Source organism: Nonomuraea sp. NPDC050556 (assembly GCF_044457355.1).
Classification (GTDB): Bacteria; Actinomycetota; Actinomycetes; order Streptosporangiales; family Streptosporangiaceae; genus Nonomuraea.
On sequence record NZ_JBITGU010000001.1, the window covers coordinates 2,605,691 to 2,618,771 of the forward strand.

General features: G+C 69.3%; 12 protein-coding genes. 6 read left to right on the plus strand and 6 right to left on the minus strand.

The window, feature by feature from the left end:
• Nucleotides 1–4: 4 nt before the first annotated feature.
• The gene (locus tag ACIBG8_RS12650; protein ID WP_397342810.1) at nt 5–313 is read right to left on the minus strand and encodes a DUF4190 domain-containing protein; all 309 of its coding nucleotides are present in this window, start codon (nt 311–313) and stop codon (nt 5–7) included.
• Nucleotides 314–378: 65 nt separating this feature from the next.
• Here ACIBG8_RS12650 and ACIBG8_RS12655 point away from each other — a divergent pair, with 65 nt between their 5' ends.
• On the plus strand, nt 379–849 hold the full coding sequence (locus ACIBG8_RS12655; RefSeq protein WP_397343930.1) for a nitroreductase family deazaflavin-dependent oxidoreductase: 471 nt from the start codon (nt 379–381) through the stop codon (nt 847–849).
• Nucleotides 850–903: 54 nt separating this feature from the next.
• Here ACIBG8_RS12655 and ACIBG8_RS12660 read toward each other — a convergent pair whose 3' ends face one another.
• Nucleotides 904–1,254, minus strand: coding sequence for a response regulator transcription factor (locus ACIBG8_RS12660; protein WP_397342811.1), 351 nt, complete (start codon nt 1,252–1,254; stop codon nt 904–906).
• 253 nt (nt 1,255–1,507) lie between these two features.
• Between ACIBG8_RS12660 and ACIBG8_RS12665 the strand changes: the two genes are divergently transcribed.
• On the plus strand, nt 1,508–2,308 hold the full coding sequence (locus ACIBG8_RS12665; RefSeq protein WP_397342812.1) for an ion transporter: 801 nt from the start codon (nt 1,508–1,510) through the stop codon (nt 2,306–2,308).
• Here the strand turns inward: ACIBG8_RS12665 and ACIBG8_RS12670 are convergent.
• Both ACIBG8_RS12670 and rpsD read right to left on the minus strand, forming a co-directional pair.
• A complete protein-coding gene (locus ACIBG8_RS12670) occupies nt 2,292–3,515 on the minus strand; it encodes a low temperature requirement protein A (RefSeq protein ID WP_397342813.1) in 1,224 nt (407 codons plus the stop codon). The two genes, ACIBG8_RS12665 and ACIBG8_RS12670, sit on opposite strands and share 17 nt — an antisense overlap.
• Before the next feature lie 2 nt (nt 3,516–3,517).
• Nucleotides 3,518–4,132: a 30S ribosomal protein S4 gene (gene rpsD, locus ACIBG8_RS12675; protein WP_397343931.1), complete on the minus strand. Its 615-nt coding sequence runs from the start codon at nt 4,130–4,132 to the stop codon at nt 3,518–3,520.
• Nucleotides 4,133–4,197: 65 nt separating this feature from the next.
• Here rpsD and ACIBG8_RS12680 point away from each other — a divergent pair, with 65 nt between their 5' ends.
• A complete protein-coding gene (locus ACIBG8_RS12680; RefSeq protein ID WP_397342814.1) occupies nt 4,198–4,911 on the plus strand; it encodes a DUF2470 domain-containing protein in 714 nt (237 codons plus the stop codon).
• Between the two features lie 40 nt (nt 4,912–4,951).
• Nucleotides 4,952–6,526 (plus strand): long-chain fatty acid--CoA ligase, encoded by a 1,575-nt coding sequence (locus ACIBG8_RS12685; RefSeq protein WP_397342815.1) that lies wholly within the window; start codon nt 4,952–4,954, stop codon nt 6,524–6,526.
• Here ACIBG8_RS12685 and ACIBG8_RS12690 read toward each other — a convergent pair.
• Nucleotides 6,504–9,575: a M14 family zinc carboxypeptidase gene (locus tag ACIBG8_RS12690; RefSeq protein ID WP_397342816.1), complete on the minus strand. Its 3,072-nt coding sequence runs from the start codon at nt 9,573–9,575 to the stop codon at nt 6,504–6,506. The two genes, ACIBG8_RS12685 and ACIBG8_RS12690, sit on opposite strands and share 23 nt — an antisense overlap.
• Nucleotides 9,576–9,710: 135 nt before the next feature.
• Between ACIBG8_RS12690 and ACIBG8_RS12695 the strand changes: the two genes are divergently transcribed.
• Nucleotides 9,711–11,963, plus strand: coding sequence for an alpha-L-fucosidase (locus ACIBG8_RS12695; RefSeq protein WP_397342817.1), 2,253 nt, complete (start codon nt 9,711–9,713; stop codon nt 11,961–11,963).
• Here the strand turns inward: ACIBG8_RS12695 and ACIBG8_RS12700 are convergent.
• On the minus strand, nt 11,960–12,385 hold the full coding sequence (locus ACIBG8_RS12700) for a MarR family winged helix-turn-helix transcriptional regulator (protein WP_397342818.1): 426 nt from the start codon (nt 12,383–12,385) through the stop codon (nt 11,960–11,962). The two genes, ACIBG8_RS12695 and ACIBG8_RS12700, sit on opposite strands and share 4 nt — an antisense overlap.
• A gap of 60 nt (nt 12,386–12,445) precedes the next feature.
• Between ACIBG8_RS12700 and ACIBG8_RS12705 the strand changes: the two genes are divergently transcribed.
• On the plus strand, nt 12,446–13,081 hold the full coding sequence (locus tag ACIBG8_RS12705; RefSeq protein WP_397342819.1) for a maleylpyruvate isomerase family mycothiol-dependent enzyme: 636 nt from the start codon (nt 12,446–12,448) through the stop codon (nt 13,079–13,081).

The window sequence follows — 13,081 nt, forward strand, 5'->3', positions numbered from 1 at the left end:
CCGCTCAGCTACCCACACCCGTGGCGAATCCGACGGCCATGACGGCGAACATGATGCCGTAGATGCCGACCACGACGATCATGATGCAGCTGCTGACGATGCCGCAGATGCGGCCCGCCTGGACCATGCCCCTGTTGGAGTAGACGTAGCCGCTCTGGTCGATCTCGCGGATCGTCCTGTTGCCCATCACCCAGGCGAAGGGGCCGATGAGTCCGCAGACGACCAGGCTGAGGATGCCGAGCACCAGGATCGTCGTGCCTTTGGGATGCTCGACCGGGGGGTAGCCGGGCGGGCCGTAGTACGGGTATGACATTCCCGGTTTTATACCATAGTGATCGTTGACCTAGCGCTTGCTCAAGCCCTAGCGTGTGCGGTGTGATGAAGGCTCTCAAGCCGTTCTTCCAGTGGCTGGCGACGACCGACTGGTTCATGCGCGTCGGGCCCAAGATCGTGCCCAGGATGGACCGCGCCGTGTACTGGCTCACCCGCGGCAGGGGCGTGGCCAGCGACAAGATGATCCCGACGCTGATCCTGACCACGACGGGCAGCGTCAGCGGGGAGCCGCGCACGTCGCCGCTGGCGTGCATGCCGGAGCCCGGCGGGAGTTTCGTCGTGGTGGGCAGCAATTACGGACGGCCGCAGCACCCGGCGTGGAGCGGGAACCTGCTCAAGACGCCTCGGGGGGTGGTGAGCTTCCGCGGGCGCACGTTCGACGTGTCGGCGCGGTTGCTGGAGGGGGCCGAGCGGGCCGAGGCGTGGGCGGGGCTGATCGAGATGTGGCCCACGTACGACAGGTACACGGAGAAGTCGGGGCGGGAGCTGCGGGTCTTTCGGTTGGCGCCGGCTTAAGGGGCGCTGAAAGCGTACGGCTGCGCGGGCCCTGTGGGGTCACCGGGATGTCCTTCAGGGGGAACCGTGAGACTCCGCGTCCCCATGAGCTGAGCGCCGCGCGAGGCCGCCGAGCTCCGCCGTACCCCTTCTCGCCGACCCGGCGGGAGGGGGTGCAGCCACGTACGGCCCTGCGCACACGCAGGCGCCCCATACCAACGCCACCATCGAGAACGGCTTCGTCAGAAAATCGTCCGCCCCCAGATCGAGCGCGTCCGCCTCGTCGCACTCCCCCGCCTTGCCGGTGAGCACCACCACAGGCGTCCACACCCGCCGCTCACGCAGCGCCCGCACGACGTCGTACCCGTTGACCCCCGGCAGCAGCAGATCCAGCACGATCGCGTCGAAGGACCCGGAAGACGCCACCCGAAGTCCACGCTGATCCCGTACGCCGCCACCCCCGCCGGACGTGCGACGCCGCCCTCGGTGACCCCTCGATCAACAACACTCTCATCCCTCACTGTCGGAAACGCAGCTGAAGAGGGCATGAAGCGAGCGTGAAGAGAGCGCCTCCAGAAGAACTAAGATCACGAACCGTGTTTATCGAACATTGATGGGATCTATACGCCCAACACGTTGGCTCGACAGCATTCGTTCGTCCATCCCCTGGAGTCCCCCTGTGCGTGAGCGCACCCGCTCTGTCATCGAGAACCAGCGCTTCCAGCAGTTCATCGTCGTGGTCATCCTGATCAACGCCGCCACCCTCGGCATGGAGACCTTCCCGGCGATGATCGACCGCTGGGGCACCGTCCTGCACGTGGTCGACCACGCAGCGCTGTACATCTTCGTCGCCGAGCTGCTCGCCAAGGTCTACGTCTACCGCTGGCGCTTCCTGCGCGACCCGTGGAACATCTTCGACGCGATCATCGTCGGCATCGCCCTGGCCCCCGCGTCCGGCGGCCTGTCGGTCCTCCGCGCGCTGCGCATCCTGCGCGCGCTGCGCCTGCTGTCGGTGGTGCCGAGCCTGCGCAAGGTGGTCTCGGCGCTGCTGCGCGCCATGCCGGGAATGAGCTCGATCATCGTCCTGCTCTCCCTGGTGCTGTACGTCGCCGCCGTCATGAGCACCAAGCTGTACGGAGAGTCCGCCCCGGACTACTTCGGATCCCTGCCGACGTCGCTGTTCACGCTCTTCCAGACCATGACGGGCGAGGCGTGGCCGGACATCGCCCGCGAGGTCATGGCGGTCCACCCGTCGGCCTGGATCTTCTTCGTCATCTTCATCCTGGTCTGCAGCTTCGTGGTGCTGAACCTGTTCATGGCGGTCGTGGTGAGCGCCATGGACGAGGAGTCGGCCGCCGAGCTGGCCGAGCTGGAGGAGACCACGGAGGCGTCGACAGAGATGATCATGTTCGAGCTGAAGGCGCTGCGCACCGAGCTGGCCGAGCTGCGCGAGCACATGAGCGTCAGGTCGACGGACTGACCTCACCGACCCGGCTGACCCGGCTGAGGAACGGCGCGCGGTAGAGCACCCGCCACAGCGCGACCGCCAGCAGCAGCGCGACGAGCCCCCACCCGGCCAGCCGCGCGCCGAGCAGCCCGATCAGCACCGGCGCGACCACGGTCGGGAGCCCCCAGATGAAGATCCAGCGCGTGGACGCCCTGCCCGCGATGCCGAGCACGGCAGAGACGGCGAAGTAGAGGCCCAGGCCGCCGCAGAGCAGCCAGCGGACGCCCGCGGGCATGGTGTGCGCCGCGTCGTGGGCCACCACGCCGAGCCCGGCTGCCGCAGCGGTGATGGCTGCGGTCATGAGGAAGTGGGCGGGAAGGATGAGGACGGGCTTGAGCCCGATCTCGGGGGCGTTCGGCACCGCGCTGAGGCCGTACTGCAGGGTCAGCCACCACAGGCTGACCACGAGCCCGAACCCGGCAAGCGCGGCGACGCCGAGCTGCCAGTCCCAGACGTTGTCCTCGGAGGCGACGATCACGACCTGCATGACCGCCTCGCCCAGCACGATGATCACGAAGAGGCCGAGCCGTTCGCCCAGGTGCGCGTTGTGCAGGATGGCGGGCGCGGGCATGGGGAACTCCTCCTGCCTGCCGCGCTTGGCGAGGCGCTTGCGCATCCGCTCCGCCTGCTTGCGCATCTCCGCCATCAGATGCTCGGGGTGGCGGCCCTGCATGACGGTGATGAAGATGTCGACGAAGACGCCGAAGCCCCACAGGGCGTAGCGCCAGAACGGGTCGTCGATCCACAGGGAGGCCAGCCACGGCCCGATCCCGGCGCCGAGCTGCGCGGCGGGCCAGCCGGTGATGACCGTCCCGCCCTGCTGGAGCGAGCGGGAGGCGCTGAGCCTGCAGAAGATGTAGGCGGCGGCGAACCACTGGTCACGCTCGCCGAGCCCGCCAGGAAGGTGGTTGGCGACCTCGGGGGCGGCGGCCGCCATGACGGCGATGCCGAACATGCCGAACAGCATGCTGCGCAGCTGGGTCCTGTCGCCCCTGACGTTGGAGTAGAGCGTGAGCGAGGTCCACACGCTCCACACCGCGTAGTAGAGCGCCACGAACAGCCCGACGTCCACCCAGGTCGGATGCGTCAGCCGGTGCGCGAGCTGCGCGACCGCCACCACGACGACCAGGTCGAAGAAGAGCTCAAGCCAGCTCGCGTGCCGTTCCCCCGTGTCACTCACGGCTAACGAGAATAGAACTCCACCACGAGCTGCTCGTCCACGGGGACCGTGATGTTCTCCCTGACGGGCGCGGCGGCCAGCGTGAACGTCAGCTGCGCGTGGTCGACGACCAGGTAGGGCGCGATGCGCTCGTCCGCGTAGACCCCCTCTGAAGCGGCGACGAACGGCTGCATCGTGCGCGACTTCTGGCGCACCGCGATGACCTGTCCTGGCTTGACCAGGTAGCTGGGGATGTCCACCTTGCGGCCGTCCACGGTGATGTGGCCGTGCGTGACGTACTGCCTGGCCGCGTAGATCGACGGCGCCAGGCCCGCGCGCAGCACCAGCGAGGCCAGCCGGGTCTCCAGGATGGCGACCAGCTCGGCGCCGGAGGAGCCGGGACGGCGCACGGCGAGGTCCCAGTAGCGGCGCAGCTGGCGCTCTGAGACGTCGTAGTACCAGCGCAGCTTCTGCTTCTCCATGAGCCGCAGGCCGTAGTCGCCCGTGGTGCGCCTGTTGGTCTTGCGCCCGTGCTCGCCTGGCGGGTAGGGCCGCTGCTCGAAGTAGCGGACGGCTTTCCGCGTCAGCGGCACGCCCGCTCGGCGGGACAGTCGCACCTTGGGGCCGGTGTAGCGCACGTTCACCTCGACATGATTAGGTAATCCTTACTAAGGTAAGCCTAACCTACTTTGAAGGGGATGTCATGCAGCAGGTCGCTCCCCCGCTCCCCGAGCGGATCCGCACCATCGCCGCCACGGCGAGCGCCGCCCAGCTCTCCGTCGACGGGCTGTCCACCCCGGCGCGCGGCGGCGTGGACGGCAGGGGCCGCCCGGTGTTGCTGGTCCGTCCGGGCGAGCAGCTGCACGGTCTGCGGGCGGACGCCGTGGTGTCGGTGAACCTGACCGCGATGCGCGAGCTCGGCGACACCGAGCACCCGCGGGCGTTGCTGGAGGTGCAGGGCTGGGCGCTGGCCGTACCGGCCGACGAGGCCAGGGAGGCGGCCGTGGCGGTCGCGGCCAGGACGGCGGACGAGGGCCTTTTCGACGCCCTGGAGCGGTACGGCGCGCCGGACGCGCCCCGGCTGCTCCGCCTGGACGTGGGCCAGGTCGTCTACCTGACCGGCCAGGAGTCCGGGGTTCTGGACGCCGACGACTACCTGGAGGCCTCCCCCGACCCGCTCGCGGAGACGGCGGAGCGGGTGCTCGCCCACGTGAACGGCACGCACCGCGCGCAGCTCGCCCTCGGGGTGACGAGGCAGCTGGGGGTGCCGGTGGACGAGGCGTGGGTGTGGGAACTCGACCGGTACGGCGTGACCGTGCGCGCGGACGACTCGCTGATCCGCTTCCCGTGGCAGGTCAGGGCGGAGACCGACACCTGCTTGGAGACCGCGCTCAGAACCCTCCTCTGCGCCTGCTGACTGTCCTACCATCGGCCTAACGCTTGGTCGGGAGGCAGATGTGTGGTCGACGATGCAGGACGTCCCGCTGAACGTGTCGCAGATCCTGCGGCACGGCATGGTCGTCAACGGAAGCTCCAGAGTGATCACCTGGACCGAGAGCGGCCCGAAAGAGAGAACCTTCGCCGAGGTAGGCGCCAGGGCGGCGCAGCTCGCGCATGCGCTCAGAGGGCTGGGGATCGACGGTGACCAGCGGGTGGCCACGCTCATGTGGAACAACGCCGAGCACCTGGAGGCCTACCTCGCCGTCCCCTCCATGGGCGCCGTGCTGCACCCGCTCAACCTGCGCCTCCCGCCCGCCCAGCTCGCCTACATCGTCGCCCACGCCGACGACCGGGTGATCATCGTCGACGAGACGCTCCTCCACCTCGTCCCCGACCTCCCCAACATCGAGCACGTGATCGTGACAGGCACCCCCTACGAGCAGCTCCTCGACGGCAACCCCACCGACTACCCCTGGCCCGAGCTCGACGAGCGCACCGCCGCCGGGATGTGCTACACCTCGGGCACCACCGGAGACCCCAAGGGCGTCGTCTACAGCCACCGCTCGGTGTTCCTGCACGCCATGCAGGTCGCCATGGCCAGGGTGATGGGCTCGGGCCCGGAACACCTGACGCTCCCGGTCGTGCCGATGTTCCACGTCAACGCCTGGGGCATCCCGCACGCCTCGTTCATGAGCGGCGTCAGCCTCCTCATGCCCGACCGCTTCCTGCAGCCAGAACCGCTCGCCGAGATGATCGCGACGATCCGCCCGACCCACGCAGCCGGGGTGCCGACCATCTGGCAGGGCCTGCTCGGCGAGCTCAAGGCCAGGCCGCGCGACGTCTCCTGCCTGGAGTCGCTCGTGGTCGGCGGTTCGGCCTGCCCGCCCGCGCTGATGGCCGCCTACGACGCCCTCGGCGTACGGATCAACCACGCGTGGGGCATGACCGAGATGTCGCCCCTGGGCAGCGTCGCCAACCCGCCCGACGACGACGTGAACCTGCGCGTGACGCAGGGCAGCTTCCGCCCCGGCGTCCAGGCCAGGCTGGCCGGTCCCGACGGCGAGATCCTGCCCTGGGACGGGTCCAGCGTCGGCGAGCTGGAGGTGCGCGGGCCGTGGATCACCGGCTCCTACTACGGCGGCACCGGCGCGGAGCCCGAGCGCCCGGCCGACAGGTTCAGCAAGGACGGCTGGCTGCGCACCGGCGACGTCGGCACGATCACCCCCGACGGCTACCTCACCCTGACCGACCGGGCGAAGGACGTGATCAAGTCGGGCGGCGAGTGGATCTCCTCGATGGAGCTGGAGAACCACCTGATGGCCCACCCCGACGTGGTCGAGGCGGCCGTGGTCGCCGTACCCGACGAGAGGTGGGGCGAGCGGCCGCTGGCCGCCGTCGTCCTGTCCGCCCCCGTCGAGTACGGCACGCTGCGCGCCTTCCTCGCCGACCGGGTCGCCCGCTGGCAGCTGCCCGAGCGGTGGACGGTCATCGAGACCGTTCCCAAGACCTCGGTCGGCAAGTTCGACAAGAAGGTGCTGCGCCGTCAGTACGCCGACGGCGAGCTGGACGTCACGGAGTTGCCGAAGGACTGAGCAGGTAGTCGGTGACCCGCTTCATCAGCGCGTCCCGCTCCGCCGTGGTGGACACCTGCTCCAGGCCGAACCCGAGGGTCACCGAGTCCGCCGTGGCGACGGCCGGTGCGCCCAGGGAGTTGGCCCTGGCGAAGTCGGCTCCGACGTTGACGCTGCCCGCGGGCGGTCCTGGGACCGTCCAGGGGCTGAGTCCCGTCTCGAAGCCCTCCGCGTCCACCGTGCCCGACGTGGTCGTCACCTTGGTGTCGTCCACGAACGCGCCCTGGAACCCGGTGCCGGGGTCGGCCACGTAGCTGAAGGAGACCTCGACCTTCTTGCCCGCGTAGGCGGACAGGTCGAACGCGGTCTTCTTCCAGCCGCCCGAGTTGCCGGTGAAGGCGTTCCAGTTCGTCGCCGTGCACGGGTTGCCCGGCGTCAGGTAGTGCTTGAGCCACGGGTGGGCGGCCAGCAGGTAGCCCTGCTCGCACTCGTCGGGCACGGCGGTGACCGTCGCGCCGTTGAGGTCGGGCAGGGTCACCCAGTCGTCGACGCCGACCGTGTGCGCCTCGGCCAGCACGAAGTCGAACCTGGCCTCGGTGTTGTAGGACAGCTGCGCCTCCAGCTTCGGTGCCTGAGCGGCGGTGACGCTGGTCAGGTCGATGGTGCGGACCAGGCGGCTGTAGCCGTAGTTGACGTGCCTGGCGGCCGCGTACCACTTGCCCTCGACCGGCTCGAACGGCCCGGTCCTGCCCCGGTAGAGGGCGATCGGCGAGCTCTTGAACAGCGGGAAGTCCCGCTCGTTCAGCAGCGCGCTGGTCACCGTGAAGTTGCCCGCCTCGTTCAGCGGGTTGGCGCCGCCCGTGGCGAACGCCGCTCCCACGCCGTCCAGCGGGCCCGAGCCGTCGACGCCGGTGGGCGAGTTGAGCGCGGTGCGCCCTGAGACGCCCAGCCAGTACTGCACGAAGTCGTTGGCCAGCGTCTCGCAGTCGTCGCGGGTGCTGGTCGTGACCACGCACGGCTTGTCCGGGTAGCCCTTGAGCCCGTAGAAGATGCCGGAGCTGAGGACGGAGCCGAAGTAGGCGGCCGTCTCGCCGCTGTAGACGAGCTTGCCGCCCTCGTTGAGGTAGTCGCGCATGGACAGCGTCAGCGCGAACGCGCGGTCGGCGACCTGGGCGTCCTTGCGCGGGTTGCCGAACACGGTGATCGTCTCGTCGGCGGCGTCCTGGGTGAGCCGGTTGTCGCCGAGGTACCAGACGACCCCCTTGAAGTGGCCGAGCGCGCCCAGGTGGTGCGGCACGCCGTCGGCGTCGATGTCCCAGACCAGCGCCTTGCGCCCGGCCGCCTTGAGCGCGTCGACGTACTGCTGGGCGTACTTGGGTGCGGTCACCGTGCTCGGGTAGGTCGGGTTGACGCCCTTGTAGTCCTCGTCGGCCACCACGAGCACCTCGGCGCCCGCCTGGTCGCGGACGGTGTAGGTGAACTTCTCGCTCTTCGAGGTGAGCGCGGTGAACCAGGCCTCGACCTTGTCGCCGGGCTTCTGGCCGGTGACCCGGCCGCGGTACTCGGCGAAGTAGGTGTCGTTCTCGCCGCCGTAGCGCTCGCCGCCCTTCCACTCGGTGACCGGGGCGACCTGCTCGCGGCCGCCGTTGATCCGGTAGTGCAGCAGCTTGACCGGCAGCGACCGGCGCATCGTGGCCGCCACGTCCTGGCTGGTGCCGTACGACACGGTGAAGGGGTCGGCCTGCAGGTCGGGCACGGTCCTGCCGACCACGGAGACCGGGCGGTCCGGCGTGTAGGCGGACTTGGCCAGGCCCAGGGCGTACGGGAGGTTCTTGGCGACCTCGCCGGAGATCAGCTTCTCGTCGTCGGGGAACTCGAAGCCGGTCGGGTCGCAGTCCTCGTCGGTCCACTCGTCGTTCGGGTCGACGGCCGCAGCGCGCTGGCAGGTGGACATCTCCGGCGTGTGGGTCAGCGCGCCGTAGGTGTTCTCGTAGTAGCCGTCGGTCTCGCCGTTGGTCGTGTAGAGCTGGGCGCCGATCTCCGGCACGTAGTTGGGTACGGCCGGCGTCGCGGTGTCGCCGAGGATGGCGTTGTGGATCAGGTCGTCCGGCGTCGGGGTGTAGACCTGCCAGCCGACGCCGTGCAGCAGCAGTTCGGCCGCCGAGTGCCAGTTGACGACGAACTTGGGCCTGACCCGGTTCATGAACGCGATCTGCGCCTGGGTCTCCGGCTCCGACGCGGCAGCCGTACCCCTGAAGGTCTCCGAGGCGGGGACAGGCGAGGAGCCCTCGTTGTCGTAGCCCCACTTGTGGGGGAAGTTCCGGTTGAGGTCGACGCCCTCACCGGTCTCGACGACGCCGTCGCCGTCGTTGTCGTGCAGGTTCTTGCGCCACAGCCGGTTGCCCTCGGTGAAGGTGTGGTCGTAGCCGTCGACGTTGACGACGGGGACGAACCACAGGTCGACCGTGTTCACCAGCTTGGTGATCTCGCGGTCCTTGCCATAGTTGTCCAGGTAGTGGTGCATGAGGCGGCGCACCATCTCCGGCGTGATCCACTCGCGGGCGTGCTGGGCGGCCTGGTAGACCACGGCCGGCTTGACCCGGTCGGGCAGCACGCGGGCGCCGAGGGTGACGCGCACGGCGGTGATCGGCTTGCCCTGGACGGTCGTGCCGATGTCGACGGCCTTGGCGATCAGCGGGTGGTCCTTGGCCGCCTGGAGCAGCTCCTCGCGGATGTTGCCGGCGCCGCTGTAGGGGCGGAACACCCCGGCGGCCAGCGACCTGGCCCTGGCGGTGGGCGCCGCCTGTTCCTGGAAGTCCATGCCCTGGCCGCGCAGCTTCTCGGCGATGACCGGGTTCAGCACGATCTCGACGCGGATCTTGCCGCCCGAGGCCGGGGAGGCGCGGAAGTCCTCACGGTCGACGGCCTCCTGGCGCAGGGCGTCGAGCTGTTCGAGGGTGAGGTCGGCGGCGTAGATCTTCGGTCCGATGGCGGGTTCCGCCTGGGCGGGAACCGCGGTGAGCAAGCCGCTTAACAGGCATAACGCCGCGATGATGGATAAGCGCTTCATAAAGACAACCTGAGCGTTGGTGATCGGCCTGTCAATGATCTCATTGGCCCGATGTGTAAGCGCTGACACTCTCATAGGTTCCATAGAAAATCGAGATCTTCCCAAGATTGATCGGACCTTTGATACTCGGGGGTCATGAAGCGAAGTCTCTTAGCCCTGGCGCTGACGGCGACAGCGGCCCTCACGCCCACCCCTCCCTACGAGCCGACCCCCGAGTCGCTCGCCAGGCACACGGCCCCGCAGTGGTTCGAGGACGCCAAGCTCGGCTTCTTCATCACCTGGGGCGCCTACTCGGTCCCGGCGTACGCCCCGCTGGACGGCTCGGAGAGCAAGTACGCCGAGTGGTACTGGTCGAAGATGAACACCAAGGACTCCCCCACCCAGAAGCACCACCTGGCCAAGTACGGCGCGAACGTCGGCTACGACGACTTCCTGGCGCAGTGGAAGGCCGAGAAGTGGGACCCGAAGGTCTGGCTCGACCTGTTCAAGAACGGCGGCGGCAAGTACTACGTGCTCGTCGCCAAGCACCACGACGGCATCGCCCTGTGGGACAGCGCCTACTCCGACCGCAACACCGTCAAGCAGGGCCCGCACCGCGACTTCACCAAGGAGCTGGTCGAGGCCAACAGGGCGGGCGGGTACGGGCTGAAGGACGGCATCTACTTCTCCATGCCGGAGTGGTACAACCCCAGCTCGCCGGTGCAGTGGGGCGGCTGGTTCGGCCGCGGCGCGCCGAAGAACCCGTTCACCGGCCAGCCCGTGCCCTACACCGGCTACAAACCGGTCGCCGACTACGTCAAGGACTTCCAGCTCCCGCAGATGAAGGAGCTGGTCGACAAGTTCGACCCCGACCTGATCTGGTGTGACATCGGCGGCGTCAACGCCTCCAACGAGTTCATGGCGTACTGGTTCAACAAGGCCACCAAGGACGTCACGATCAACAACAGGTGCGGCAACGGCGTGGCCGACTTCACCACCCCCGAGTACTCCGTCGAGCCCGACATCAAGAAGGCCAAGTGGGAGGCCTCGCGCGGCCTGGGCCAGTCCTACGGCTACAACGCCGAGGAGGGCATGGCCGACACGCTCGGCCCGGACGAGCTGGTCGACAGCTTCGTCGACATCGTGGCCAAGAACGGCAACCTGCTGCTCAACCTCGGCCCGCGGGCCGACGGCACCATCCCCGAGCTGCAGGCCTCCCGGGTGCGCGCGCTGGGCCAGTGGCTGGCCACCAACGGCGAGGCCGTGTACGGCTCGCGGTACTGGACGCAGGCCGACGACAAGGGCGCCACGGTCCCTGTCCGCTTCACCACCCAGCCCAAGGCGTTCTACGCCACGGCGCTGCAGTGGCCGGGCGACCGGCTGACGCTCACCGCGCCGGTGCCGATCGAGGCGGGCGACGAGGTCAAGCTGCTGGGCGACGGCACCGCGCTGAAGTGGACCAAGAACGCGGACGGCACGCTGGACATCACCATGCCGAAGCCGCGCGGCGCCTACGCCTACACCTTCCGCATCGCCAAGCCCGGCTACAGCCCGTCCGTGGAGCGGCTGCTCGGCGTGACGGCGAGCGCGGCGCCCGCCAAGGTGGGCGAGACGGCCAAGGTGACGGTCGAGCTGGCCAACCGCGGCGACAAGCTCGTCAACGCCGGGCAGCTGGTCCTGCGCGCCCCCTTCGGCCAGCGCAACGCCGCCTTCCCGCGCCTTTCCCCGCACACGCGCACGACGCTCACCTTCGACCTGCCCGTCCCCGCCGGCACCAGGCCCGGTTCCTACGACCTGAGCCTGGAGGCCACCCCGAGCGGGCAGGGCACGTTCACCTCGGCGGCCGCGCTCAAGGTGGCGGGCGAGACGGTGCCGGTGGCGCTGCCGTACGACCACGACTCGATCGCCTCCGACGACGCGCCGAACGACGGCACGTTCGGCAACGCGCCCGTGGCCTACCCGGTGACCGAGGTCCCGTCCGCGGGCGAGGTGGTCTACGACAAGATGCGCTTCACCTGGCCGTCAGGCGCGACGGGCGCGCTCAACAACCTCCAGGCGGACGGCCAGCGGGTGCCGATCCCGCAGGGCTCCTACACGAGCCTGCAGCTCCTGGCCGCGGCCGGTTACGGCCCGGGGATGAGCGAGGTCACCCTGTCCTACGCGGACGGCGGCACGGGTACGGCGAAGCTGACCGTGGCCGACTGGATGACCGGCGGCGACCCGGCGGTGTTCAGCACCACGCACCGGTTCGCCTTCGGCGCCAAGGTCGACGCCGTGACGAAGATGTACCGCTACGAGCTGCCGGTCGACCCCGCCAGGCAACTGGTCGCGGTGACCGTCGGCAAGCCGTCCGGGCCGAGCTCCAACACCAGGAGCCACATCTTCGCGATCTCGGCGGAGAAGGCCTAGAAGTCGGCGATGACGCGCATCAGGGTGGCGTTCAGGTGGTCGAGCCCGTCCTGGCCGAGCATCTCGGCGAGGCGGCGCTCCACCTCGTCGATCGCGCTGTAGCCGACCCTGAGCGCGGCGTCGCCCTGCTCGGTGAAGACGATGAGCTTGGCCCGGCGGTCCGCCGGGTCGGGCACCCTGCGCAGGTAGCCGAGCTCCTCCAGGTCGTCGACCAGCTCGCCCATCGCCTGCGGCGTCATCTGCGCCTTCTCGGCGAGCCTGCCCAGGCGGATGCCCTCGTGCTCCATGTGGAAGAAGACCGCGGAGTGCGCGGGCCTGACGCGGGCGTCGAAGGAGCGGCCGCGTTCGGCGACCACGTCCTGGAGCCGCAGGTGCGCCTCGTAGAGCAGCGCGACGATGTGGGGCGGATGCGTCGCAGCCAAAACCGTTCCCCTTTTACTAAGGTTGCCTTATATTAAGGGTACCTGATGAGGAGGTTCGGAATGAACCAGGAAGAGATCTGGGCGGCCATCGAGACGCAGCGCCTCGACCTGGCCGACCTGCTCGCCTCGCTGCCGGAGAAGGACCTGGAGCGGCCGTCGCTGTGCGACGGGTGGCGGGTCCGCGACGTGGCCGCCCACCTGGCGGTGGTCGTCACCATGAACGTGGGGCAGGCGGTGACCGCGCTCGTCAGGGCCAGGGGCGACATCAACCGCATGATCAGCGACACCGCGGTCGCGCACGCGGCGCAGCCGTTCGAGGTGATCCTCGAGCAGATCCGCGCCTCGGCGATCGGGCGGGTGCGTCCGCCGATGACCAAGCCCCTCGACCCGCTGTTCGACAACATCGTGCACGGGCAGGACGTCGCGGTGCCGCTGGGGATCGCGCGGGTGATCCCGATGGATCTGGCACGGTCCTCGGCCGAGTACGTCTGGGACCGCGGCCTGCCGTCCTACCGGCCGAGCCGGCGGCTGCGCGGGCTGCGGTTCGTGGCCACCGACACCGACTGGTCGATCGGCGAGGGCGAGGTCGTGGAGGGGCCGATGCAGTCGCTGCTGCTCATCCTCAGCGGCCGTCCCGCCGCCCTGCCCGACCTGACCGGAGCCGGTACGGCGGCGCTGAACGCCCGCATGCCGTGA